The organism is Nocardioides szechwanensis (assembly GCF_900103935.1).
GTDB lineage: Bacteria > Actinomycetota > Actinomycetes > Propionibacteriales > Nocardioidaceae > Nocardioides > Nocardioides szechwanensis.
On the sequence record NZ_FNIC01000009.1, the window covers coordinates 87,395 to 111,968 of the forward strand.

At 69.0% G+C, this 24,574-nt stretch carries 26 protein-coding genes; 12 read left to right on the top strand and 14 right to left on the bottom strand.

Going from position 1 to position 24,574, the window contains the following annotated elements:
• Window positions 1-62: 62 nt before the first annotated feature.
• The 6 genes from BLR90_RS18495 to BLR90_RS20770 form a co-directional block, all read right to left on the bottom strand.
• On the bottom strand, window positions 63-599 hold the full coding sequence (locus tag BLR90_RS18495; protein ID WP_091026710.1) for a carboxymuconolactone decarboxylase family protein: 537 nt from the start codon (window positions 597-599) through the stop codon (window positions 63-65).
• Entirely contained in the window at window positions 596-2,869 is a 2,274-nt protein-coding gene (locus BLR90_RS18500; RefSeq protein WP_091026711.1) for a heavy metal translocating P-type ATPase, read from the bottom strand. Before BLR90_RS18500 ends, BLR90_RS18495 begins: the two co-directional genes overlap by 4 nt.
• Before the next feature lie 131 nt (window positions 2,870-3,000).
• Window positions 3,001-4,005: a hypothetical protein gene (locus tag BLR90_RS18505; RefSeq protein WP_091026712.1), complete on the bottom strand. Its 1,005-nt coding sequence runs from the start codon at window positions 4,003-4,005 to the stop codon at window positions 3,001-3,003.
• Entirely contained in the window at window positions 4,002-4,208 is a 207-nt protein-coding gene (locus tag BLR90_RS18510; RefSeq protein WP_091026713.1) for a heavy-metal-associated domain-containing protein, read from the bottom strand. The genes BLR90_RS18505 and BLR90_RS18510 overlap by 4 nt, the downstream gene beginning before the upstream one ends.
• A 46-nt stretch (window positions 4,209-4,254) precedes the next feature.
• Window positions 4,255-4,455 carry a heavy-metal-associated domain-containing protein gene (locus BLR90_RS18515; protein ID WP_091026714.1) on the bottom strand — a complete coding sequence of 67 codons (201 nt, stop codon included), beginning with the start codon at window positions 4,453-4,455 and terminating at the stop codon, window positions 4,255-4,257.
• A gap of 551 nt (window positions 4,456-5,006) precedes the next feature.
• Window positions 5,007-5,201 carry a hypothetical protein gene (locus BLR90_RS20770; RefSeq protein WP_170254376.1) on the bottom strand — a complete coding sequence of 65 codons (195 nt, stop codon included), beginning with the start codon at window positions 5,199-5,201 and terminating at the stop codon, window positions 5,007-5,009.
• A gap of 187 nt (window positions 5,202-5,388) precedes the next feature.
• Between BLR90_RS20770 and BLR90_RS21175 the strand changes: the two genes are divergently transcribed.
• The 3 genes from BLR90_RS21175 to BLR90_RS18530 all read left to right on the top strand — a co-directional run bounded on the left by BLR90_RS21175 (window position 5,389) and on the right by BLR90_RS18530 (window position 10,567).
• Window positions 5,389-5,619, top strand: coding sequence for a cation transporter (locus tag BLR90_RS21175; RefSeq protein WP_170254377.1), 231 nt, complete (start codon window positions 5,389-5,391; stop codon window positions 5,617-5,619).
• A gap of 105 nt (window positions 5,620-5,724) precedes the next feature.
• Window positions 5,725-7,173, top strand: coding sequence for an MFS transporter (locus BLR90_RS18525; protein WP_091026716.1), 1,449 nt, complete (start codon window positions 5,725-5,727; stop codon window positions 7,171-7,173).
• A gap of 193 nt (window positions 7,174-7,366) precedes the next feature.
• Window positions 7,367-10,567, top strand: a complete 3,201-nt coding sequence (locus BLR90_RS18530) for an AfsR/SARP family transcriptional regulator (RefSeq protein ID WP_091026717.1) — start codon at window positions 7,367-7,369, stop codon at window positions 10,565-10,567.
• A 1,250-nt stretch (window positions 10,568-11,817) separates the two neighbouring features.
• Here the strand turns inward: BLR90_RS18530 and BLR90_RS21800 are convergent.
• The 7 genes from BLR90_RS21800 to BLR90_RS18565 all read right to left on the bottom strand — a co-directional run bounded on the left by BLR90_RS21800 (window position 11,818) and on the right by BLR90_RS18565 (window position 15,550).
• Entirely contained in the window at window positions 11,818-12,099 is a 282-nt protein-coding gene (locus BLR90_RS21800; RefSeq protein ID WP_091026718.1) for a helix-turn-helix domain-containing protein, read from the bottom strand.
• A 119-nt stretch (window positions 12,100-12,218) separates the two neighbouring features.
• Window positions 12,219-12,488 carry a hypothetical protein gene (locus BLR90_RS21180; protein ID WP_174812385.1) on the bottom strand — a complete coding sequence of 90 codons (270 nt, stop codon included), beginning with the start codon at window positions 12,486-12,488 and terminating at the stop codon, window positions 12,219-12,221.
• Window positions 12,489-12,559: 71 nt separating this feature from the next.
• A complete protein-coding gene (locus BLR90_RS21700) occupies window positions 12,560-12,691 on the bottom strand; it encodes a hypothetical protein (protein ID WP_281245427.1) in 132 nt (43 codons plus the stop codon).
• A 152-nt stretch (window positions 12,692-12,843) separates the two neighbouring features.
• Window positions 12,844-13,089 (bottom strand): YgaP family membrane protein, encoded by a 246-nt coding sequence (locus BLR90_RS18550; RefSeq protein WP_091026721.1) that lies wholly within the window; start codon window positions 13,087-13,089, stop codon window positions 12,844-12,846.
• 165 nt (window positions 13,090-13,254) lie between these two features.
• Entirely contained in the window at window positions 13,255-13,701 is a 447-nt protein-coding gene (locus BLR90_RS21185) for a hypothetical protein (RefSeq protein ID WP_174812386.1), read from the bottom strand.
• A gap of 4 nt (window positions 13,702-13,705) precedes the next feature.
• On the bottom strand, window positions 13,706-15,256 hold the full coding sequence (locus BLR90_RS18560) for a multicopper oxidase family protein (protein WP_091026722.1): 1,551 nt from the start codon (window positions 15,254-15,256) through the stop codon (window positions 13,706-13,708).
• A gap of 48 nt (window positions 15,257-15,304) precedes the next feature.
• Entirely contained in the window at window positions 15,305-15,550 is a 246-nt protein-coding gene (locus BLR90_RS18565) for an SHOCT domain-containing protein (RefSeq protein WP_091026723.1), read from the bottom strand.
• A gap of 148 nt (window positions 15,551-15,698) precedes the next feature.
• Between BLR90_RS18565 and BLR90_RS18570 the strand changes: the two genes are divergently transcribed.
• Entirely contained in the window at window positions 15,699-16,457 is a 759-nt protein-coding gene (locus tag BLR90_RS18570; protein ID WP_091026748.1) for a response regulator transcription factor, read from the top strand.
• 95 nt (window positions 16,458-16,552) lie between these two features.
• Window positions 16,553-17,563 (top strand): sensor histidine kinase, encoded by a 1,011-nt coding sequence (locus BLR90_RS18575; RefSeq protein ID WP_245715391.1) that lies wholly within the window; start codon window positions 16,553-16,555, stop codon window positions 17,561-17,563.
• A gap of 24 nt (window positions 17,564-17,587) precedes the next feature.
• Here BLR90_RS18575 and BLR90_RS18580 read toward each other — a convergent pair whose 3' ends face one another.
• Window positions 17,588-17,902, bottom strand: a complete 315-nt coding sequence (locus BLR90_RS18580) for a DF family (seleno)protein (RefSeq protein ID WP_091026725.1) — start codon at window positions 17,900-17,902, stop codon at window positions 17,588-17,590.
• Window positions 17,903-18,081: 179 nt separating this feature from the next.
• On the opposite strand from BLR90_RS18580, the gene BLR90_RS18585 reads away from it, so the two are divergent.
• The 7 genes from BLR90_RS18585 (at window position 18,082) to BLR90_RS18615 (ending at window position 24,564) form a co-directional block, all read left to right on the top strand.
• The gene (locus BLR90_RS18585; protein ID WP_091026726.1) at window positions 18,082-18,426 is read left to right on the top strand and encodes a thioredoxin domain-containing protein; all 345 of its coding nucleotides are present in this window, start codon (window positions 18,082-18,084) and stop codon (window positions 18,424-18,426) included.
• A complete protein-coding gene (locus tag BLR90_RS18590) occupies window positions 18,419-19,405 on the top strand; it encodes a cytochrome c biogenesis CcdA family protein (RefSeq protein ID WP_091026727.1) in 987 nt (328 codons plus the stop codon). Before BLR90_RS18585 ends, BLR90_RS18590 begins: the two co-directional genes overlap by 8 nt.
• Before the next feature lie 27 nt (window positions 19,406-19,432).
• Window positions 19,433-20,056 (top strand): peroxiredoxin family protein, encoded by a 624-nt coding sequence (locus BLR90_RS18595; RefSeq protein WP_091026728.1) that lies wholly within the window; start codon window positions 19,433-19,435, stop codon window positions 20,054-20,056.
• Between the two features lie 182 nt (window positions 20,057-20,238).
• Window positions 20,239-21,318 (top strand): YVTN family beta-propeller repeat protein, encoded by a 1,080-nt coding sequence (locus tag BLR90_RS18600; RefSeq protein WP_245715392.1) that lies wholly within the window; start codon window positions 20,239-20,241, stop codon window positions 21,316-21,318.
• 149 nt (window positions 21,319-21,467) lie between these two features.
• Window positions 21,468-21,752, top strand: a complete 285-nt coding sequence (locus BLR90_RS18605; protein WP_091026729.1) for a metal-sensitive transcriptional regulator — start codon at window positions 21,468-21,470, stop codon at window positions 21,750-21,752.
• A 194-nt stretch (window positions 21,753-21,946) separates the two neighbouring features.
• A complete protein-coding gene (locus BLR90_RS18610; protein ID WP_091026730.1) occupies window positions 21,947-22,168 on the top strand; it encodes a heavy-metal-associated domain-containing protein in 222 nt (73 codons plus the stop codon).
• Between the two features lie 50 nt (window positions 22,169-22,218).
• Window positions 22,219-24,564, top strand: a complete 2,346-nt coding sequence (locus BLR90_RS18615) for a heavy metal translocating P-type ATPase (protein ID WP_091026731.1) — start codon at window positions 22,219-22,221, stop codon at window positions 24,562-24,564.
• The last annotated feature ends 10 nt before the right edge of the window (window positions 24,565-24,574 follow it).

Consider the following 24,574-nt stretch of genomic DNA (forward strand, 5'->3'; position numbering starts at 1 on the left):
CGGTCGTGGGCTCTCGGAGGTGGACAGAGAGGTTCGGCCCAGCGCCTGGGACCTGTTGCCCCTTAGGGGGGTGGGGCGCTTGGTGGGGCGGGTTCCAGGCCGGCGACGAGGTTGAACGCGCCGGTGAGCACGTTGAGCGCGACGATCCCGACGACGTCGACGATTTCACGGTCGCTGTAGCCGAACGCGTGCAGCTCCTCGACCTGGGCGTCGGTGATGGTGGTCGGGTTGGAGTAGATCGCCAGACCGGTGGCGATCATGGCGGCGACTGCGGGGTCGGGTGAGGTGCCTTCACGTGCGGCCGCTATTTCGGCGTCGGTGACACCGAGCGTGCGGGCGGCTGCGATGTGGGCGTCCTGGCAAAGCTGGCAGCCCTGCCGGGTCTGGATGGCGATGGAGACGACCTCGCTGACCCGGCGCGAGAGCTTGGCGCGCTTCATCGCCTTGCTCAGCTGTAGATAGCCGCCGAGGACCGCAGGTGAGTGGGCCATGGTGGAGACCATCGATCCGACTTGACCGTGCCGGCCGACCAGGTCGGCCAACATCTCGTGGGCGGCGCCCCTGGCGGTGGCCGGGGTGAGCGCTGCGATGCGGCTCATCGGCCCTCACCGCCGACCTGGTTGCCGGCCAGCGGCTTGAACCCGCTGAGTCGCAGGCTGTTGGCGACCACGAACACCGACGAGAACGCCATTGCGGCGCCGGCCAGCATCGGGTTCAGCAAGCCGGCGGCAGCCAGAGGTAGGGCGGCGATGTTGTAGGCGAAGGCCCAGAACAGGTTGCCCTTGATGGTGCCCAAGGTCCGCCGGGCGAGCCGGATGGCGTCGGCGGTAGCGCGCAGGTCGCCCCGGACCAGCGTCAGGTCGCTGGCCTCGATGGCCACGTCGGTGCCGGTGCCCATGGCCAAGCCGAGATCGGCCTGGGCCAGGGCGGCAGCGTCGTTGACGCCGTCGCCGACCATGGCCACGGTCCGGCCTTCGGCCTGGAGCCGCTTGACGACGTCGACCTTGTCGGCCGGGAGCACGTCGGCGATGACGTCGGCGGCGTCGATGCCGACCTCGGCTGCTACCGCGGCGGCGACGGTGGCGTTGTCGCCGGTCAGCAGCACTGGCCGCAGACCCAGGTCGCGGAGCTGGGCAATGGCGTCCGCCGAGGTCTCCTTGATCGCGTCGGCGACCACGATGACTCCGCGAGCCTTGCCGTCCCAACCGACGGCAACGGCGGTGCCGCCGCGTGCCTGGGCGTCGGCCATGGCCCGTTCGAGGTCGATGGTGAGGTGCTGGGACCATTCCTCGAGCAGCCGTGGCCGGCCGACCAGGACGGCGTGGCTCACGGGGCGACCGCCGGTGGGGGTGCCGGCGATGATCCCCTGGACGCCGAGGCCTTCGACGTTGGCGAAGCCCTCGACCGTGGGCAGGGTGCCAACGCGGTGGCGGGCGCCGGTAGCGATGGCCTGGGCGATCGGGTGCTCGGAGGCGTCCTCGAGAGCACCGGCCATCCGGAGTACCTCGTCCGGGTCCTCGCCTTCGGCGACGATGACGTCGGTCAGGGTCATGCGGCCGGTGGTGACGGTGCCGGTCTTGTCCAGGACGACGGTGTCGACCTTGCGGGTGGACTCGAGCACCTCGGGGCCCTTGATCAGGATGCCGAGCTGGGCACCGCGGCCGGTGCCGACCATCAGCGCGGTCGGGGTCGCGAGGCCCAGGGCGCAGGGGCAGGCGATGATCAGGACCGCGACGGTGGCGGTGAAGGCGGCAGCGAGGCCGCCGCCGGTGCCGAGCCAGAACCCGAGGGTGCCGATGGCGATGGCGATCACGATGGGGACGAAGATCCCGGAGACCCGGTCGGCGAGGCGCTGGACCTCGGCCTTGCCGTTCTGGGCGTCCTCGACGAGGCGCGCCATCTGGGAGAGCTGGGTGTCGGCGCCGACCCGGGTGGCGCGGACGATGAGGCGGCCGCCGGCGTTGACGGTGGCCCCGACCACGTCGTCGCCAGGTGCGACCTCGACGGGCACGGACTCGCCGGTCAGCATGGAGGCGTCGACGGCGGAGGAGCCCTGCTCGATGACGCCGTCGGTGGCGATCTTCTCGCCGGGGCGGACGACGAACAGGTCACCGACGCTCAGCTGGTCGGTGGGGATGCGCACTTCGACGGGCCCGTCGGGGGTGTCGCGCAGGACGGCGACGTCGCGGGCGCCGAGGTGGAGCAGGGCGCGCAGGGCGGCACCGGCGCGGCGCTTGGAGCGGGCCTCGAAGTAGCGGCCGGCCAGGATGAAGGTGGTGACCCCGGTGGCAGCCTCGAGGTAGATGTTGCCGCTGCCGTCGGTCCGTTGAACGGTTAGTTCGAATGGGTGGGTCATCCCGGGGACGCCGGCGGTGCCCCAGAACAGCGCGTAGAGCGACCAGCCCAGTGCGGCGATCGTGCCTAGTGAGATCAGGGTGTCCATCGTCGTGGCCCCGTGGCGCAGGTTCGTCCACGCTGCGCGGTGGAAGGGCCAGGCGGCCCAGACCACGACCGGGGCGGCCAGGGTCAGAGAGAGCCACTGCCAGTAGGTGAACTGCAATGCCGGTGCCATCGCCATGGCGATGACCGGGATCGTGAGCAGAGTCGATACGAGGAGCCGCTGCCGCAGGGAACGCGTCGGGTCGACGTCGTCCTCCTCGTCTCCGGCGGACGCTTGCCCCGTGCCCTTCGGCTTGGGCAGGGCGGCCTGGTAGCCGGCCGCCTCGACAGCACTGACGAGAACGTCGGTGGAGACCGAGGGGTCGTAGGTGACCTTGGCCTTCTCGGTGGCGTAGTTGACGGTCGCGGTTACGCCGTCGAGCTTGTTGAGCTTGCGCTCGATCCGGTTGGCGCAGGAGGCGCAGGTCATCCCGCTGATCTCAAGCTCGATGGCGCTGGTGGTGGGTGTCGAGCTCTGGGGTTCGGTTACGGAACTCACTGTTCCTCCTTCGGTAGGTGTCTCTGCAATGACCTGTCGAGACGTTCTCGTCAGGTGTTGAGTCAGTGGCCGTGCTCGCTGTCCTCGTGCTCGTCGCCGTCGCCGTCGCCGTCGCCGGTGTTGGTCTCAGGCGCCGGCGACGCGGCCTCGTCGGCCTCGTCGTCGGTGGCAAGGTTGAAAGCAGCAGTGCGGACCACCCCGTCGCGCTTGAAGTCCAGGTAGAGGTGGTAGTCGCCGTCGCTGGGCACGGCTGCGTAGAACACGACCTCGGGGCCGGGGTCGGTGCGTCCGTCGCCGGGCGCACCGTCTGGGTGGACGTGGAGGTAGGCCAGGTCGCCTTCTCGCAGCGCGACCAGGTGACCGTAAGCACCTAGGTAGGGCTGCAGGTCGGTGACCGGCTCACCGTCCTTGGACACACTCAGAGTGAGCTCCGCGTCGGCTCCCGGTGTCAGGGTCCCGGTCAGGGTGACGGTGTAGTCGTCCACCTGTGCGGTGCGGGTCTCCGGGCTCTCCGGTGCCAGGTCGAGGTTGCCTGGGACCTGCAGGTCCGCCCCGAGGGTCAGGCCTTCGCCGCCGGTGGGTGTGAAGTCGGCGAAGACCCGCCACTGACCCGAAGACAGGTCGACGGGGACCGACCAGGTGCCTTGGCTGTCTCGCCGGGGGTGGACGTGCTGGAACCCGGTGAAGTCGCGTCGTACCACGATCAGGTGGAGCTCCTTCTCGTGCTCGACCTTGTAGTCGGTGACGGGTTCGCCGTCGGGCCCGGTCACCGTGAACTCGACCAACCGGTCCTTGCCGGATGGTGAGGTGGCGGTGTGCAGGTCGAGGGTGTACCCGTCCTGGGAGACCAAAAGCCCCCCCGGGATGTCGGCCGCCGTCGTGCCCTGGGCGCTGTTGCCGTGCGCGCCGTGCGCGTCGGTCTCCTGATCCGTCTCCACGTGCTCTCCTGTGGTGTGGCTGGCGGGCGGGTCGCCGACGGGTCCGACGGCGTTGCCGATCCCGTAGGTAGCGCCGAAGACTCCGGCGAGCCCGACGACGAATGCGCCGACGGTGGTCGGGGTGTTCATGCGAACTGGTAGCCGGCGTCCTCGACCGCGGCCTTGACGGCTTCGGCGGAGACGGGCTGGTTGCTCGTGACGGCGACGGCTCCGCTGTCCAGGTCGACCTGGACGTCCACGACGCCCGGGATCTCGGACACTTCTTCGGTGACAGAGGCGACGCAGTGGGCGCAGGTCATGCCGGCGACGGTGTAGGTGGTGGTCTCGCTCATGGGAGTTCCTCTTTCGGGTTGGATGATGGGAGGGACTGCCGGTTGGTCAGGAGACCTGGTATCCCGCCGCGGTGACGGCTCCACGGACCTGGTTCTGCTCGACCTCGCCGGTCACGGTCAGCGTGCCGGTGGCCAGGTCGACGTCGAGGTGGGTGACGCCGTCGAGGTCGCGGACGGCCTCGGTGACCTTGGTGGCGCAGCTGCCACAGGTCATGCCGGCGACCGTGTAGGTGGTGTTGTTGCTCATGGAGGGATGCTTCCTTTCGATGTGGCGGGGCCCTGGTGGCTGCCGCCGACGTGGTGCGCTTGCGTCGGGTATGTCCCCGACTCTCGACCGAGGGGGTTGCCGGTCACTGTCCAGCCGCTGTCCAGGTGGGCTTCGCAACAGACGACAGGTGGTGGCCGCCCTCGGCACCCGTAGTCACTGGTCGCCGGACGAGGCCCGTGCGTGCTGCACCAGGGCCGTGACCGCGCAACGGAGCATGCAGCCGACAGCGTTTCGAACGATCGGGCCTAGGACGACCGGCAAGTCACGCCTGGTCTCGTTCTCGGTCGTGGGAGGGACACCAGCGGAGGCGCGGGCTGTCATCGATTGCTTCGCCAGACCACCGTCGTCCGGGAGTCGCCTGGAAGCAGTGCCAGGGTCCCGATCCCTCCGGGGCGGCTCAGCCGGAACACGCGCGTGCAGTGGGTGTGGCGGGTAGCTCTATCGTCATCGACGCCCTGCCGTGTCTGGGACATGAAGAGGGCTGCGTTGATTTCGCTCATGGCTGTGTTGCCTTTCGTTTTGGAGCAGACCTAGTCGTGCCATCCGCTGACGGGGCCGGGGTGGAGTAGCGCGAGGGGAACGCTGAGGGAGTCGGCGGCGGCGGTGCGCCGGGCGGTCCTGGGAGCGGAGAAGTCACCGGCGTAGTAGCCGTTGTGGGGGTGCCTCCGCCGCGTGTGATTTCCGGACTCCTGCTCGATGAAGATCGAAGCTGCCATCTCGTTCACGTCCTCAGGGTCGGTCCGGGTCTGCGTCCCGGTGTCGTTGGTTGGTGGCACGACTCTGGAAGGCCGCGGTTGCCGACCCCTGTCTGGACGCTGTCCGGGCGGGGCCGACGCCGACAGTGGACAGTCGTCGGACAGGGCCTGGTCGCACGCTGGGGCGAAGCACCTGCACGCGAGAGGAGAACCCGAGATGCGGACTATTGGCCTGGTGGTCGGTGGCATGCGCTGCCGACGTTGCGTCCGGGAGGTCACGGCCCGGCTCCGCGATGTTCCGGGCGTCGAGACCGTGATGGCCGACACCGAGAGTTCCGTGGTCCGGCTGGCCGGCACGATGACCGTCGATGACGTCCTCGGGGCGCTCCGTGGCCTCAACTACCCGGTGGAGCTCCTCGGCGAGCCCGGCCACGCCGAAGACAGCTGATCACATCGACGCCGACAGGCACGAGACAGCGAGAGGACAGCCGCCGTCGCGAGGCTCCTGACGTCAGCCGATGTCGGCTGGTCCGTCACGAGAGAAGGGCACACCATGTCTTCCACATCCTCGCCCGCGGAGACCGTGAGCAGCCGGCGCTGGCTCGCACTCGGTCTCATCGCCGCGGCTCAGTTCATGGTCATCATGGACACCTCGATCATCGGGGTTGCACTGCCCGAGATGCAGGCCGACCTCGGCTTCACCCCTGAGGGCCTCAGCTGGGTCTTCAACGCCTACGTCGTCGCATTCGGTGGACTCCTGCTGCTCGGCGGCCGACTGTCCGACCTGTTCGGCGCCCGCCGGATCTTCAGCATCGGCTGGGGGCTGCTGGCGGTGGGCTCGGTGATGGCAGGTCTCGCCGACGGCGTGGCCGTCGAGCTGGCCGGTCGGGCAGTCCAGGGGGCCGGCTCGGCGCTGATCGCGCCGGCTGCCCTGACCCTGCTGTTCACCATCTTCGGGGCCACGCCCAAGGAGCTGACCAAGGCGCTCGCGCTGTACGGCGCGGCGGCACCGGCCGGCGGAACCGCCGGCGTGTTCCTCGGCGGTGTCCTGACCGAGTACGCCAGCTGGCCCTGGGTCTTCTTCATCAACCTGCCGCTCGCTGCCGTCGTACTCCTGCTCACGCCCTCCGTGATGCCCAAGGGGATGACTCGCTCGGGATCGCTCGACCTTGCTGGCGCCGTCACCGTGACGGCGGGCCTGGCTGCGGTGGTCTTTGCCATCGTCCGGGCGCCGGAGGTCGGTTGGGTGTCTGCGTCGACGCTCGTGACCGGAGTCGCCGGCCTCGCGCTGCTGGTGCTGTTCGTGGTCTTCCAGGCCCGCCGCAGGGAGCCGCTGATGCGACTGGGCATCCTCAAGGCGCCCAACCTGGCTGCCGCGAACGTCGCGCAGTTCATGCTCGGCGCCGCCTGGATCCCGATGTTCTTCTTCGTCAACCTCTACCTTCAGCAGGTGGTGGGGCTCGGGGCCTTCGCCAGCGGTGCGGCGCTGCTGCCGCTTACCGTCACGATCATGGTCGGGATGGTCGGTGCCGCCCCGCGGCTGATCGCCCGCTTCGGTCCGAAGGCCATGACGGTCTCCGGGCTCGCGACCCTGTCGGTCGGCCTGGTGTGGCTCTCCTTCATCCAGCCCGACGGGAGCTTCGTCCGCGATGTTCTCCCCGCATCGCTCGTCGCGGCTGCCGGGATGGCGATGGCATTCATCCCGTCGCTCGGACTGGCCCTGACGGCGGCGGCCCCGGAAGAGGGTGGTCTTGCCTCCGGGATCGTGAGCACCAGCTACCAGATCGGCTCGGCGCTGGGTCTGGCGCTGATGACCGCGGTCGCGTCCGCCTTCGGTGCCGACCGGGTCGGCGATGCCGTGTCTCAGACCGAGGGATGGTCGGCCGGACTGCTCGGTGCCGCGGGCACCGCCGCCCTGGGCGCCCTTCTGGCGGTGGCCTGGCTGCGCCGGCCCCAGGTGCCTGACGAGGCAGTCCAGGAGACGTCTGACGCGGTCGCTTGACCTGGGGTCCGACCGACTAGCCCTTGAGTAGGCCGGCTACTCGCTGGCCCGTTTGAGCACACGTCCCGGCGGAGTTCCCCCCTCCGCCGGGACGTGGTTTCACGCAGGGATCGAAGGTCACAGCGGCCGTCGGGTGATTGCTCCCGCCCCGCCGTTACGACACCATGACCCGAGGAGCGACGAGGAGAGAGCCATGGACGTGCGCTTCAGGCTGCTCGGTCCGATGGAGATCCTGGTCGGAGGGCGATCTGTGGGGATGCCCGGCGCGGCCGAGCGCGCTGTCCTGGTCCAGCTCCTGCTCTCGCCGGGCCGCACGATCCCGGCCACCATGCTCGTCGACCGGCTCTGGTCTGAGTCGTCGCTCCCGGTCGATCCGATGAACGCCCTCCAGATCCGGGTCTCGAAACTGCGGCGCAGCCTGAAGATGATCGGTCTGCCGGAGGTGGTCACCCGTGAAGGGGTCGGCTACCGCGCCAACGTCGATCCCGGCTCGGTCGACGCCGTCGACTTCGTTGCTCGCGTGCGGGAGGCGCGGGGGCACGCTGCTGGTGAGCCGGACGGAGCCGACGCATCCCTCGAGGCGTACGACGAGGCGCTGGCCCTGTGGCGTGGCGACGCGCTCAGTGACTTCGCTGCCGAGCAGTGGGCCACCATCGAGGCCGCACGGTTCGCGGAGCTCAGGCTGACCGCGCTCACCGAACGTGCCCAGATCGCACTGGCGCTCGGCCGCCAGGGGGAGGTCGTCGCGGATCTGGAACCCCTGGTCGCACACGATCCCACCCTCGAGTCGCTCACTGGCCTGCTCATGGTGGCCCTGTACCGCAGTGGCAGACAGGCGGAGGCGCTCGAGGCGTACCGGCGCACCCGCGAAGTGCTGGACGAGTCCCTGGGCCTCGAGCCCTCCCTCACGCTGCGCTCCCTGCACGAACGCGTGCTGCGCCAAGACGAGGCGCTGGGCTCGCAACCCGACCTGACCCCAGCGTCGGTGGCAGTGTCCGGCACCCCGCGTCGGCCCGAGGGAAGTGGCACCTCACCTACGAACCTGCCGACGGTGGTGCGTCCGCTGATCGGCCGTGATGCCCAGCTTGACTCCCTGGTAGAGCTTGTCCACGGTGCTCGTCTGTTGTCGCTGATCGGTCCCGGCGGTGCGGGCAAGACCTCCCTGGCCCTCGCCACTGTGGTGCGCAGCTCCGCCGCCTTCCCCGATGGGGCGTTCGGGGTGCGACTCGCGTCGGTCGATACTCCCGACCAGGTGCCGCTGGCGGTGGCCGATGCTCTCGGCGTGCCTTTGGACGGGGCGGCGGGAGACCGAGACGTGCGTGAGCGAGTGGTCTCCTACCTGGTGAGACGCCGGCTTCTACTGCTGCTCGACAACTGCGAGCACGTCATCGACGCCGCCGCCGGCCTCGTCGACGAGATCCTGGGTCGGTGCCCGGAGGTGACGATCCTGGCGACCAGCCGCGAGGCACTCGCCGTCCCCGACGAGGTTCAGGTGACCGTGGACCCCCTGGAGACGCCGCCGGACGGTACGCCCCCCGGCCGCGTGCTGGAGCACCCGGCCGCGCAGCTCTTCGTCGAACGCGCCCGATCGGTGCGGCCCGGTACCGTGTTCGGTGACGACGACCTCGCCGCGATCGGTCGCATCAGCCGCGCTCTTGACGGGATCCCCCTCGCGCTCGAGCTCGCGGGTGTCCGGGTCGCAACGATGTCACCCGTCGAGATCGCTGGCCGTCTGGACCAGCGGTTCGCGCTGCTCACGACCGGGGCGCGCACCGCTGAGGCGCGGCAGCAGACACTGCGCGCGACCGTCGACTGGAGCTATGCGCTGCTCACCGAGCGGGAGCAGCGCGTGTTCAACCGGCTCGCGGTCTTCCAGGGCGGGTGGACGCTGACGGCGGCCGAGGCCGTCGTCAGCGACGCCAGTCTTGCGGTGGGCGAGGTACTCGACACGATCGGCCGCCTGGTCGAGCGCTCCATGGTGGTTGTCGAGCGTGGGGCCCCAACCCGCTACCGGATGCTGGAGACCCTGCGGCAGTACGCCGCCGAGCAGCTGTCCCTCGGCGGTGAGCTGGAGACCATGACCCAGCAGCATGCGGAGCACTTCCGCGATGTCGTGCAGGAGGCTGAGCCGCAGCTGCGCGGCGCCGCCCAGCGGGACACCTTCCGACGGCTGCGCGACGAGCAGCCCAACATCAGGGCGGCGCTGGCATGGCTGGGTCGGCCGGGAGGGGATCTCGATTCGGCCCTCGCGACCGCTGGTGCTCTCGGGCTCTTCTGGCACCTCGGGCGCCATCTGGAGGGCCGTGAGGTCCTTTCCCGCCTGCTCGTCTCGGGCAATGGCGGCCCGTCCGCACGGGCCCGCGCCCTCCAGGCCGTGTCCCTTGTGGAGAGGCCCCGCGCCTGTCTCGTCCACCCCAGTCCGCGCTGTGCCGAGACTGCGCGGGAGAGCCTGGCGACCTTCGTGGAGCTCGAGGACGACTCCCGTGCCGCCCTGTCGCGGGTCCTGCTGGCCGTCGAGGGGGTCACCGGCCAGGACCGGGACCGGGCTGAGGGCCTGCTGCGCGAGGCCGAGGCGCAGTTCGCGGCTGATGGTGACCACTGGGGCCTGGGCGTCGTCGGCTTCGTGCGCATGGAGACCGCCCTCAAGAACGGCGACGAGGCGGCCGCGGTCCCCATCGGGCGGGCCACCGCCGCGGCGTTCCGGCGACTCGACGACCCGTGGGGCCTGTCGGCGATCCTCTACCACCTCGGCTGGGGCCTGCGGCAGTTCGGACGCTACGACGAGGGGTCACGCGCCCTCGAGGAGGCGATTGACGTCGCGGCGGCGGCCGGCCTGTACAACACGGTGCAGTGGGCGTTGGCTGACCTCGCGATCGCCCAGCTCCACCTTGGCGAGGAGGATGCCGCGCGGGAGCTCTTCGACCGGGCGAGCGCCGCGTCGGAGCATGTCGGTGACGGCGCCGGCGCGGTCCTCGCGGGTTACGGCCACGGGCTGCTCGCCCAGGTGGGGGGAGACTGGGACCGGGCCCGAGGCCGCTTCACGAAAGCGTACGTCGGGTTCGGCCAGCTCGGCACCCCGGTGTCCCAGGGGCTCGCACTCGCCGGCTTGGCCAGGTGTGACGAGGCCGCGGCCGACGCGACGGCTGCCGGTGAGCGGTACGCGGAGCTGCTCGAGCTCGGCCGCGCCGCCGGAGAGCCGGGACTCACCAGCACTGCCCTGGAGGGCCTGTGTCGGCTGGCCGTCGGGCGCGGGGATCGCGCGCTCGCCTCGACCCTGCTTGCCGACGCGATGGACCTGCGTACCGGCTTCGCCCGACCGGCGCCGCCGCACGAGCGGCGTGACCTCGAGGCGTACATCATCGACCTGGCGCAGGATCCCGTCCCGAACGCCTGACTTGCCCGCGGTGGCCAGTGGCATGGGGCGAGGCCGGGCCCGGCTGATGAAGTACTCCGCGACGGCGAGATAGATGATCCAGGCGGAGCCCAGGAGCAGGTCGCGTGCCACTGCCTGTGTGCCGAGGAAGGCCTCGCCTAACCCTTGGGTGAACACCTGGGTGCCGGCGCCCAGCGCGAGAAGTTGGACGCTCACCTCGTGGCGCGGTCACCAGCGGAGACAGGCAAGATCCTGACAGCCAGGAGCGGCCTATCGGGCTACAGCCGCCCGGGTTCGGCTGGTCTGCGTAGCTGACCCGTGACGAGCGGTTCGGCTGTGCCGGTGATGTGGGTCGGCGTCGACTCTCGCGTGGCTTCCAGGGGCCAGCATGGCGACTCCTCGTCCGTGAAGGCGGCACGCATCCGGAGGTCGCGACGCGGATCAGCCACCCCGCAGCATGAACGCAATTGCACGTGGCCATTGTGCGATGCGAACACCAGAAGCGCGACGGCTGCGATCAACACTCCACCAACGATGTAGGCCACAGCCAACTCCTCACTGCAAAAAGCACGTTGAGTCCGAATGCGTTCAGTGTGCGCCACTACAGGGCGTCGAACCAGTACCGCCTTCTCTCACAGCACGACCAGGCCGCCGATCGAGTGGAGCAGCGTGCCAGGGACGCGGGCTCGGCGGCTCGTGGGAAAGACACCAAGGCCCTACCGGACCATCAGCAGTTCTTCACATCGGAGGAGGAATCTGGAGGCATTGGAACCCTAGAAAGGACCGTAATGAAACTACGACTTCGTTCAGCACTCGTCAGCAGCGCCGCAGCAATCGCAGCGCTTGTCGTTCCCGGGCCGGCAGTGGCTTCCCAAGGAAACGATGCGTTCATCGAGCCCAGCTCTACGGCAACCGTGGCGATGAACGACATGCCCCCCGGGATGCACACAATGATGAACTCGCCCGGACACGAGAGGTTCGTGGCGTCATCCGGCCACGAGCACGTCATGAGCTCGCCGGGCCACCAGGCGATGATGGACTGAGATACCAACGTCCCGAGCTGCTGTTTCCGCCTCTGAGCTCAGCACAGCGGTCGCGAGACACCTCCCATGGCCGTAAGCCGGTCATCCTCTTGTGGGTTCGTATCGCTTTGAATCCTCACTGTGATGTCTCAAGACATCGGAAACTCCCGGACCCACGACTGTGGGTCCGGGAGTTGTCATTTCTGGGTGGGCCGGGTGGGTCCTCTGGGTGCTCCGGTGGGCTGGTAGTCAAGGTGCCAGCTGCTGATGGTGTCGGCACCCGCATCGAGCCCGGCCTCCTCGAGTCGTGTGCGTAGGCCCAGGACCAACTCGACCGTGGTGGCCGGGATGGCCTCCTGGTGAGGTCTTCGGACGCCGCGAGCGTGGCTCGAGAGCCGCCTCGCCCTCGGCGCGGTAGCGGGCCAGGAGCTTGCTGACCCAGCCCGGGCTCACGTTGTACGTGCGGGCCGCCTGCGCCTGGGTGAGGCCTTCGGTCTCGACGGCGGTGATGACCAGCCTGGCTTTCGACACGACCGAGCATCAGGCCCCCGCCAGGACTAGGCGGAGTTTCCTATGTCTTGAGACATCCGTTTCCTATGTCCTGAGCCAGCACGGCTTTGAATCCTCAGTGCTGCGCCATGCACGATCGGTCAGGGACGGGGGAAGCCGGCTGCGAGTCGCGCGCTCGCGAGCCGAACCCGACCCAGTCCGGCCAGCGTAAGGCGGCGGTCGGTGGTGCGCGAGGCGGAGATCTGGAAGTACATGGCGACGGCGGTCAGGAAGGCGGCTGCCCACCCTGCGGTGACGGTCTGGAGTGCGGGGCCGCCTCCGGTGCCGCCGAAGAGTCGTGGGGCGTAGGTCAGCCGCGGGTACACCAACGGCTCCTGAGGGCAGTAGCCCACCAGCCCGCTCCTGGTCACGATGCCGGCATTGCATGGTGTCACTTCCTCACCTGACCATCCTGCCGAGTCAGATGGCTGCGGTTGAGCGCCTACTTGTGACTGTGTCCGCCGGGCATCATGAACATCATCGCGGCCATCATCGCCACGCAGCCCAGGGCCCACAGCAGGGCGCCGGAGCCGGCGGTCCCGGACACGATGAGCAGCAGCACGATCGCGATCATCGGAACACAACAGATGAGCATCATCCACCGGTGTCCGCCGTGCGCGTCGTGGCCCGTGCCCGTGTGAGGGTTCAGTTGTTCTTGGCCGGGCTCCTGCGAGGAGCCCTGGGTCGGGCCCCACAGGGGGCGGTCGGGTCCGGTCGGTTGGCTGGTCATGACGTCTTCTCCTTCAGTGAGGCAGGCAGGTGGCCGAGGCGGGCGTAGAGCGGGCAGTGCCCGAGGGCGCCGGTGACCACCAGGTCGAGGCCGGCAACCACGAGGAGCAGCGCGAGGACCACCGCCACGACGCCCGAGGTTGATGCGAGCAGGACTACCCCGGCGAGCGCGCCGAGCCCTCCGACCAGGACTCGGGCGGTCCGCTCGGTCGGCGTGATGTTGACCTTCCAACCACTGGCCATGACTCTCAGCTCCTTCGCTGACCCGGCTTGTCCGGGTCCTTGCACCTTCAGCGTCGTCGTCCGAGGTCAAGATCGCCGCGAGGCTTCGATGAAGGTTCCCTGAAGGACCAATGGCCGGCTCGAACAGCGGGGGTTGGGGCAGTTCGACGAGGCTAGGTGGGCTGGTCAGTCGTGGTGTTCGGAGTGCTCGGGGTCGATCTGACTCGGTGCGGGTTCCTGCTGGTCGGTGCCGCTGATGGCGGGGCCGATGACGAATGCTGAAAGCGAGAACATGACCGCGAACACCGCAACCGCCACGGTGGGGGCCTTCCAGGTCCCGAACCTGCGGTGGAGGCGGCGCAGCATCGGCACCGAGAGGAGCAGGCCGAGAGCCCCGAACACCAGGTTTCCGCCTACTCCGGTCACCAGGGCGGCACCAGCGAAGAAGCTGACGTGGTGCAGCAGGTGTGGCAGCAGTCCCATCACCGCACCGACGGCCGCAGTGATGCCGCTCCACAGGGTTGCCAGCCGGCCGCGTCCTGCGGACGGGTCAGACGACAGGTCCAGCTGCGCCGTGGCATCTGGGACGGTGTCGCCGCTGTGGCTGGGGCTGTGGCTGTGGTCATGGGGCATCGGGTCAGCCTCCGCTGCGGTAGGACAGGGTCGTCATCATCCCGGTCTCGGCGTGGTAGATGTTGTGACAGTGCACGGCCCACTGGCCGGGGTTGTCGGCGTCAACATCGACCTCGAGTGCCTGCATGGGGCGCACGATGACGGTGTCTTTGCGTGCGCCTCCGTCGACGAGACCGAACGTGTGGCCGTGCAGGTGCATCGGGTGGAACATCATGGTCTGGTTCACGAACCGGAGCCGTACCCGCTCTCCGGCACTGACCGATAGGGGCGTGGCGTCCGGGAACGACTCTCCGTTGATGGTCCACCGGTAAGGCGCCATCGATCCGCCGAGCGCCAGGTCGTATCGCCGGTCCACGCCGCGTCCACCCAGGCGCACCGACGCGGCGCCCGAGAGGTCGCTGCCCAACAGGGTTCGCCGCCCCAGCTCCGGCACTCCGACGTCGCGGGCGGGGCGTCCCCCGGGGCTGGTGCGGACCAGCGCGAGCGCGCGGCCTGTCTTGCCCTCGGCTGCGGCAACCAGGGGGAAGACGCCGTCGGCGAGGTCGATCGTGACGTCGACCCGTTCTCCCATGCCGATCAGTAGCGCGTCGGTGGACACCGGCATGACGGGGAAGCCGTCGCAGTGCGAGACGGTCATGCGGTGTCCACCGACGGCAACCCGGAACGCCGTGTCGGATCCGGCGTTGACGAAGCGGATGCGGACCCGTTGCCCGGGTCGGCCGGTGAAGGTATGAGGCGCCGAGGGCGTGCGGCCGTTGATCAGGTAGTACGGGTAGTCGACGTCGCCGGCGCCGCCCAGCATGAGTGACTGCATGCCCTCGGCCATCCCGCCCATCCCCGAACCGTGGTCCGTCCCACCCATCGACCGGCCCATCGAGCCGTGGTCCATACCGCCCATGGCTCCGCCTGAGGTGCTGGTGGCCTTCTGGAGGTCGGCGAGGACCTGGTCGGGGGTGCGGCCGGTGCCGTCGACCCAGTCATCGAGCACGACGATCCACTCGTCGTCGTACCCGCCGGGCTCCGCGGGGTCGTCCACGATGAGCACGCCGTACAGGCCGCGGTCCAGCTGTACGCCCGAGTGCGGGTGATAGAAGTACGTGCCCGGGTCGGGGGCGATGAACTCGTAGTTGAACGACCCGCCGGCGGGGATGGGGTCCTGGGTCAGGTGGGGGACACCGTCCATGTCGTTGCGCAGCGCAAGGCCGTGCCAGTGCACGCTCGTCTCGACCGGAAGCTGGTTGTCCACCGTGACCTGCAGCAGATCGCCTGCGCGTGCTCGCAACAGCGGACCGGGGACCTGCTCGCCGTAGGCCCAGGTATCGACGCTCTGGCCGCCGAGGTCGACCGTCACCGGTCGAGCAGTCAGACCCGCGGTAACGACCCGGCGACCGGCGACGCGGCGCGCCCGCTCGGCGGCCGCGACCGCGGGCGAATCGGGCCCGATCAGCGCGAGCGTTCTGGGGTCGGTCGAACAGGCGGCGACGCTGCCAACGGCAGCGACTCCGACCAGACCGACGGTCCCGTGGAGAACGGTGCGTCGCGACAGTGACGGCAAAACGACCTCCTCTGCGAGGGTGCGGCTAGACGGGGATCAGGGACGTTGTCAGTGATGCGCTGCGCGGAGCACGTCAGCCCGGGCGTGGTACTCGACCTCGTCGATCTCGCCCCGGGCGAACCGGTCATCGAGGATGTCCAGCGGGTCATGGTTCGCGGCCCGGGTGCCCTGCGACTCGGTGCTCCGGAAGAGCACGACCACGGCCCACACCACCAAACCCCAGAAGGCAACCATCCCGAGCGCCATGCCCAGCCAACCGCCCCAGCCCATCCCGTCGTGGTACCAACCCATCATGGTCCTCAGCTCCTTTTGTGGTGTGAGCTCCACTGTCGGCGGCGAACCAGGGGCTCGGGGTCGCCGTTCGATGAAGGTTCACTGAAGAAGGGCCACCTGAGCGCCCGCTCCCACGGATCGCGGCATGCGGGCTGTCACGATGGACGGCATGGAACGTGACGTCGGCGCCCCCGCAAGTCCAGCCGCGGCGGCGGGCACATCGAAGCCGGCCTCTGGGCTGCGAGCGCTCGTAGTCGAGGACGAAATCAACCTCGCCCGACTCGTGGGCAGCTACCTGGAGCGCGACGGGTTCGAGACGACCCTCGCGCACGACGGACTGCAGGCGGTCCTCCTCGCTCGCGAGGTGGACCCCGACGTGGTGGTCCTCGACCTGGGTCTGCCGAGCCTGGACGGGGTCGAGGTGTGCCGGCAGATTCGCACGTTCAGCGACGCCTACGTCGTTATGCTGACCGCCCGCAGTGATGAGATCGATACGCTCATCGGCCTTTCGGTAGGTGCCGACGACTACGTCACGAAACCTTTCAGCCCGCGCGAGCTGATGGCCCGCATCCAGGCCATGCTGCGGCGCCCACGAGTAGCGCAAGGCGCGAAGCACCAGCCAGACGACCTGGCGTTCGGCGACTTGAAAGTCGATGTGCGGGGCCGCGACGTCTGGCTGCGCGGTGAACCGGTTGCGCTGACCCGCACCGAGTTCGACCTGTTGGCGGCACTTGCCGAGCAGCCCCGGCTGGCGTTCAGCCGCCGCCAGCTCATCGAACACGTCTGGGGTCAGACATGGGTGGGGGACGAGCACCTGGTCGATGTCCACATCGGCCATCTGCGTCGCAAGCTCGGCGACGACGCCATGGAGGGACGGTTCGTCCGAACCGTGCGCGGTGTCGGTTACCGGATGGGCACGGGCGAATGACCCGGGGCACGGCGGGGCGTGGCCCGCGGTTCGCCACCAGGCTGCTGCTTGCCCAGTCCCTCGTCCTCGTTGCCGGTGCACTGACCATCTGGTTGGTGGCCTCCGTCGTCGGGCCGAGCATCTTCCACGACCACCTGGAGCGCGCGGGCGACACGCACAGCGCGGAGGAGACCAAGCACGTCGAGGAAGCCTTTGCCTCCGCCCTGCTCGTATCGATCAGCGTGGCCCTCGTCGCTGCGGTCGCCGCCGCACTCGCCGTGTCGTGGTATTTCAGTCGCCGCATCCAACGCTCCATCGACCACGTCGCCGAGGCCTCCACCCGGATCGCCGCAGGCCGCTACGACACCCACGTTGACGACCCCGGCCTCGGCACCGAGTTCGCCACCCTCGCCGGCACGTACAACAAGCTCGCTGACCGCCTCGAGGCCACAGAGACCACCCGACGTCGGATGCTCGCCGACCTCGCCCACGAGATGCGCACGCCCTTGGCGACCATCGACGCCCACCTCGAAGCGATCGAGGATGGCGTACGTCACCTGGACTCCGACACCATCACCGTGCTGCGGTCCTCGACCCAACGGCTACGGCGCCTCGCCGAAGACATCGGGGCCGTCTCCCACGCTGAGGAAGGCAACCTGAGCCTGGACTCACACCTGATGGACGCGGCCGATCTCGCCGCTACGGCCGCGGACGCGGCCCGCGACCGCTACGAGAGCAAGGGTGTCCGACTGAATACCCACCTACCACCTGCGGGCGGGGTGAACGTCGACCCGGACCGGATCGGGCAGGTGCTCGCCAACCTCATCGACAACGCGCTACGCCACACCCCGAGCGGAGGCAGCGTGACTGTGTCCTGTCGACGCATCGGCCACTGGGTGGAGTACGCCGTGGCCGACACCGGCGACGGCATCGCCGCAGAGCATCTGCCCCACGTCTTCGACCGGTTCTACCGGGTCGACACCGCCCGCGACCGCACCCACGGCGGCTCCGGCATTGGCCTAGCCATCGCCAAGGCCCTCATCGGGGCCCACGGCGGTGGCATCTTCGCCACCAGCGCGGGACCGGGACACGGCAGCGCCTTCACCGTCCGCCTGCCCTCGGCGTGAGGTCGGCAGCAATCCAGATCGCAGTCAGCGGTACTTCCGGGAGCGCAGCACCTGAGTCAGCTGCTGCCTGCTCGGCGAACCGGCCAACCCGGTCTCCGTGGGGTACAACCGGCATGCCAGTCCGACGGCCGCGTTCGGGTCAGCGAACGGGTCCACCCCGTCCACGAGCACGGTCGGGGATCCGTGGAACGAGAGCGCTGCTGCCTCCTCGGGCGTCTCCACCCGCTGGAGTACGAGCTTGTCTGACGCCACGCCCAACTCGCCCATGACGTCCAAGAGCAGGCTCTCCGTGGTCTTCCAGTTGGGACAGCCGTCGAAGTACAGCAGGGCCACATCCATGCCCCCAGTGTGCCGCGCGACTGGTGGACCAGTGCCACGCGTCATCGAGAACCCGAACGAGCGTGACTTTCGTCCCACGCGCCTTCACCGAACCTTCATCGAACCGTCGGCGGAACGCCGAGGCGGCGCGCGGATCCTCGTGGACAGCGACGTCGGTACGTAGCAGAAGGGAGCCAACGATGGTCGGCTCAGCCAGCAAGCAGCCACCGCGGGACGCGCCTCCCGCGGTCCTGGTGACAGTCGTGGAGTCCGAGGCCTGCCACTTCTGCGTTGACGCGCACCGAGTGCTCGTCGCCCTCGCGGTCGACTTCCCACTGGTCGTGGACTCCGTCGACATCCGCTCGGAGACCGGGCGTCAGCTGATGGCGCGGCACCGGGCCGTCATGAGCCCGCTGGTCCTGATCGACGGGGCCTTCTTCAGCAACGGCCGGCTCCCTCGACGCAAGCTCGCCAAGCTTCTCCGCCAACGCTTCGGCACCCCCACGGGCGTTCAGTCAGCTCGAAGCGGAGGCACTCATGGGTGACCTGCTCACCACAGGCTCCGTGCTCGCCGCGTTCTTCGCCGGTGGCGTCGCGCTCTTCGCGCCCTGCTGCATCGTCTTCCTCGCCCCGTCCTACCTCGCAGTCGCGGTCAAGAACCGCCGCTGGCGTCTCCTTCCCCTCACCTTCGTCTTCGCAGCGGGCCTGGCTCTTGTGCTGGTCCCGATCACGCTCGGCATGAGCCTGGTCGCATCCGCGATCGCGAACTACCACCAAACCCTCTACTACGCCGGCGGCCTGCTGATGCTCGCGCTGGCGCTCCTCAGCCTGTCCGGGAAGATGTTGAGCCTGCCGTCGTTCCTGCGTGCCCCCGACACCCGTCGCGGTGACGCCGGCAGTTTCTTCGCCCTCGGGGTCTTCTCCGGCATCGCCAGCTCCTGCTGCGCCCCGGTGCTGGCTGGGGTGATGACCCTCTCCGCGCTCTCCGGTTCCGCACTGGGCGGCATCACCCTGGGCCTTGCCTACACCTTCGGAATGGTGTTCCCGCTCTTCGTGATGGCGCTCGTGTGGGACCGGTACCGGCTCGGCGAGCGGCGGTTCCTGCAGGCCAAGCCCATCCGGTTCAGGATCGTCGGGAAGATCCTGGCAACCAACACCGTCAACCTGGCCGTCGCAGCCGCCTTCGCGGCCATGGGCGGTTTCGTGATCTACCTCGCTGGCTCAGAGCAGATGACCGGCGGCCCCGGGTTCCAGGTCACCCTCGGCAACGGCCTCGAACGCGTCTTCACCCGCTTCGCGGCCTGGACCGACCCCGTCCCCGAGCCCGTCCTCGGCCTCGCGGTCCTCGCGCTGGCCGCTGTGTTCGTCACCGCCACCCTGCGTGACCACCGACGCCACCCACCCGGCGACGACGACCCGAGGGTCGACGCGTTAGACGACCACTCGGGATGCCACGGCGCATCGCAGGCTCCGGCGTCGCCTCGAAGCGCCGCGGATCTTGACCCCACCGACCACCAGCACTGAACTGCCCCGCACCGAAGGAGACCCGAGATGTCACACAAGGCCGCGGACAGGTCCCGCGCCGAACGCGCCCAAGCAGCCGCCGCCGAGAACGTGCGACAGCGCCGGCGCCGGCGCCTTCGATGGGGGGCCATGATCACCCTTGCTGCGGTACTGGTGGCCGTCGTAACCGCGATGATGCTCACCTCACGTCCCACTACCTCCGAGGCCACCCGCACCGCACCCGACTTCACCCTCACCGACACCGCCGGCGTCACCCACACCCTGGCCGATCACCGCGGAGAGAACGTGGTGCTGTACTTCAGCGAAGGCGCGGGTTGCCAGTCCTGCATCGTCCAGATGGGCGAGCTCGAGAGGAAGGCCGCCGAGCTGGCCGAGGCCAACATCACTGTCCTTCCCATCGTCATGAACACCCGGGACCAGATCCTTCGCGACATGAAGACCAATAGCGTCACCACGCCGTTCCTGCTGGACGACGGCACCGTGGCCCAGGCCTACGGCACCCTCGGCAACGGCATGCATGCGGGACTGCCCGGCCACAGCTTCGTCCTCATCGACACCGAAGGTCAGCAACGCTGGAACGGCGAGTATCCGTCCATGTGGCTCGATCCTGCGGAACTCCTCAACGAGATCCGCGACCGCCTGGACGCCTAGCGACCGATCAATCCAGTTGCCTGCGCGTCAACCGCCACCTCGAGGGGACTCTGCCCGTGAACAAGACCGCGAACTCCGACCGCGACCCCAGCTCAGCTCACACCGACCCGACCTCGAGGCGCCCCAGGCTCCTCCTCAGTGCCGCAGCGATAGGGCTTCTCGCGGCTGCCACTGTCACTGTCGTGGCCATCAACGGCGGCGGCGAGGGTGGCGAGGACTCGGAGCGTGACATCGCGGTCGCCGGGCACACCGGAATGGTGACCGGAACCGTTTGGGTCGCCAACGAGGAAGCCGGCACCCTCACCGCGATCGACGCGGCCACCAACCAGGTCGTCACCAGTCTGGAAGGCATCGAGGGCCCCCACAACGTGCAGATCGGGCCCGACGGAGCAACCCTGTGGACTGTGAGCGGTCACGACTCATTCGCTGCCATGATCGACACCACCTCGATGCAGGTCCACGGCACCGTGCCCACCGGCGGATCCCCAGCCCACGTCGTCGTCACCCCCGACGGGGCGACCGCGTACACCACCAACGCCGAGGACGAGACCGTCACCGCCATCGACACCGCGACGATGAAGTCGGTCGCGACCATCCCGGCCGGTGCCGGACCTCACGGCCTCCGCCCGAGTCCCGACGGACGATGGATCTACGTCGCGAACGTGGCCGGCACCACCCTGAGCGTCATCGACACTTCCACCAACACCCTGGTGGACGACATCACCGTCGGAGAGTCCCCTGCCCAGGTCGCCTTCTCGCCGGACGGCCGCTTCGTCTACGCCTCCCTCAACGGCCAGGACGCGGTCGCCAAGGTCGACGTCGCACGTCGCCGACTGGTCGACACGCTCAAGGTCGGCGACGGTCCCATCCAGACGTTCGTCACCCCCGACAACCAGTACCTGCTCGTGGCCAACCAGGGAGACGAACGAGACCCGGGAACCACCGTGTCGCTCATCGACCTGGCTTCCTTCACTCTCGCCGGGGAGGTCGAGACGGGCGAAGGCGCCCACGGCATCGTCGTAGACCCCTCCGGCCGGCACGCCTACATCACGAACCTGTACGGCAACGACGTGGCAGTCCTGGACCTCGACACCCTCACCGTCGTAGCCAGGATCCCTGTCGGAGCCAAGCCCAACGGCATCAGCTTCTCCCCAGTCACCACCGCCGAGCAGCCTGCGACCACCCTTGATCTCCCAGCGGGACACGCGACGGAGCCGGCGGAACATTCAGAGGGCACAGGTCACGACGGCGGAGCCCACTGACCTCCCCGGCGGCGCGGTGCATGCAGCCGCGGCCCGCCTCCATGAAGGTTCCATGAAGGGTCTCCGGCAACCCTTGCATAGGTACCCCGGGGGGGTACAGTGGAACTGGGTGGAAAAGCCAAGCACCCCCTAGTCCGAGGAGGCCCGTCATGCACACGGAGCCTGGCTACATCACCGAGAAGCAGGCGATCCAGACCCGACTGCGCCGCATCGAGGGGCAGGTCCGGGGACTCCAGCGCCTAGTCGACGAAGAGACCTACTGCATCGACATCCTCACCCAGATCTCGGCTTCCACCAAGGCACTCGAGAGCGTCGCTCTACTGCTGCTCGACCAACACCTGCAGCACTGCCTGACCCACGCGCAGGACCCCGACGACACCCGACGCAAGCTCACCGAGGCCTCCGAAGCCATCGCACGACTCGTCCGCTCCTAACCACCACATCAACGAAAAGGACACCAACCGTGACCGAGATCGCCAACACCCCCCGCACTCTCCCGCTGCTCGAAGATTCGGCCACGAATGCTGGCGGTTCCGGAGGGTGCGGCTGCGGGGGATGCGGGTGCGGCGCCTCCGAGGCGGACACCGCAACATCCGCACCGCTCATCCCCACCGAGGAGGACGACCCGATGACCACCCAGACCTACCTCGTGTCTGGCCTGACCTGCGGACACTGCGCAACCGCCGTGACCAGCGAGCTGATGTCCCTGGCCGGGGTCACCGGCGTGCACGTCGACCTCGTCGCTGGCGGCACCTCTGCCGTAACCGTCATCCGCCAGGACCCCCTGGACAAGACACAGGTCGCAGCCGCCCTCGACGAGGCCGGTGACTACCACCTCGTCCAGCAGTAGCCCACCAGCACCCCGCCGCAGCAGGTGCCCACGCAAGGAGATGACCTCGAATGACGACGCAGACGACCACCCCCGACCAGTCACACAGTGAGCTGGAGCTGACCATCGGCGGGATGACCTGTGCCTCCTGCGCGGCTCGTATCGAGAAGAAGCTGAACAAGCTCGACGGAGTGAGCGCGACGGTCAACTACGCCACCGAGAAGGCCAAGGTCAGCTTCCCGACCACACTCACCCCAGCTGACCTGGTCGGCGTGGTCGAAGCCACCGGCTACACCGCCACCCTCCCTGCCCCGGTCGCGGACGCGAACTCCGCACCCGACACCGGGCCCGATGAGAAGGCCGTCGAGGCCGCGGGCTGGTGGCGACGCCTTGTCATCTCAGCGGTGCTGACGGTGCCGGTCCTCGCCTTTTCCATGGTGCCCGCCTTCCAGTTCGACAACTGGCAATGGATCTCGCTGACCCTCGCATCGCCAGTGGTCGTGTGGGGGGCGTGGCCGTTCCACCGCGCGGCCGTGACCAACGCCCGGCACGGCGCGGCCACCATGGACACCCTGATCTCGGTAGGGGTCTCGGCCGCCTGGCTTTGGTCGCTGTGGGCACTGCTGTTCACCCACGCCGGGATGACCGGGATGCGGATGCCGTTCGACCTCTTCCCCGACGGGGAGGCGGGAGTCCACATCTACCTCGAGGTCGCCGCTGCCGTCACCACCTTCATCATCGCCGGCCGCTACTTCGAGGCGCGCGCCAAGCGACAGTCCGGTGCGGCACTGCGTGCCCTGCTCGACATGGGAGCGAAGGACGTCGCAGTGCTTCGCAATGGGGGAGAGGTGCGCATCGCCGTGAACCAGCTCGTCGTCGGCGACCGGTTCGTCGTACGCCCTGGAGAGAAGATCGCCACCGACGGAGTCGTCGAGCAGGGCACCTCCGCTGTCGACGCCTCGATGCTCACCGGGGAACCCGTACCCGTCGAGGTCGGCCCAGGTGACAGCGTCGTCGGTGCCACCGTCAACGCCGGTGGCCGCTTGGTGGTCGCTGCCACCCGCATCGGAGCTGACACCCAGCTGGCTCAGATGGCCCGGCTCGTCGAGGACGCCCAGAACGGCAAAGCACAGGTCCAACGGCTGGCTGACCGGGTGTCCGCGGTTTTCGTGCCCATCGTGATCGCCCTGTCGTTGGTGACCCTGGGCGGTTGGCTGCTGACCGGCCACAGTGTCACCGCGGCCTTCACCGCCGCGGTCGCGGTCCTGATCATCGCCTGCCCCTGCGCACTGGGTCTGGCTACTCCGACCGCCCTCCTGGTCGGGACCGGCCGCGGCGCCCAGCTCGGTGTCCTGATCAAGGGCCCCGAGGTCCTTGAGTCCACCCGCGTCGTCGACACCATCGTGCTGGACAAGACCGGCACCGTGACCACCGGCCGGATGGAGCTGGTCGACGTCATCCCCGCCAGCGGTGTCGACCCCGACGAGCTGCTCCTCCTGGTCGCCGCACTCGAGTACGCCTCCGAGCACCCGATCGGTCAGGCCATCGCCACCGGTGCGCAGGTCCGCCTCAGCGAACGACTGCCGGAGGTTGATGGGTTCATCTCTACCCAAGGCCTCGGAGTCGCCGGCGTCGTAGTGGGCCGCGCGGTCGTGGCCGGCCGGCCAGGCTGGCTGGCCACCGAGTGGAGCCAACCTCTCGACACCCACCTGGCCGAGACGGTCGATGTCGCCGAGCAACAGGGCCGCACTGTGATCGCAGTGGGCTGGGACGGCACCGCCCGAGGGGTCGTCATCGTCTCCGACACCATCAAGCCCACGAGTGCCCAGGCCGTCGCCGAGCTCAAGCAGCTCGGGCTGCGACCGGTGCTGCTCACCGGCGACAACGAACGTGCCGCGCGTGCGGTCGCCGCGGAGGTCGGCATCGACGAGGTGATCGCCGAAGTCCTCCCGGCCGACAAGGTCGCCGTCATCGAACGCCTCCAGCGCGAAGGCCGCACCGTCGCGATGGTCGGCGACGGAGTCAACGACGCCGCCGCACTGGCCACCTCCGACCTCGGCATCGCGATGGGCACCGGCACCGACGTGGCTATCGAGGCCTCCGACCTGACCCTGGTGCGCGGAGACCTCCGCGCGGCCGTCGACGCCATCCGGCTCTCCCGCCGCACCCTGCGGACCATCCAGGGCAATCTCTTCTGGGCCTTCGCCTACAACGTCGCCGCCCTACCGCTCGCGGCGCTCGGCCTGCTCAACCCGCTCATCGCCGGTGCCGCCATGGCCTTCTCCTCAGTGTTTGTGGTCTCCAACAGCCTGCGGTTGCGCCGATTCCGGGCCGTCTCCACCACCTCCACACCTCACCCGGACGCAAGCCTCGACCAGACCGCCGCCGGCGTACTCCCCAGGAAGGCAGACCGATGACCGCGCACGC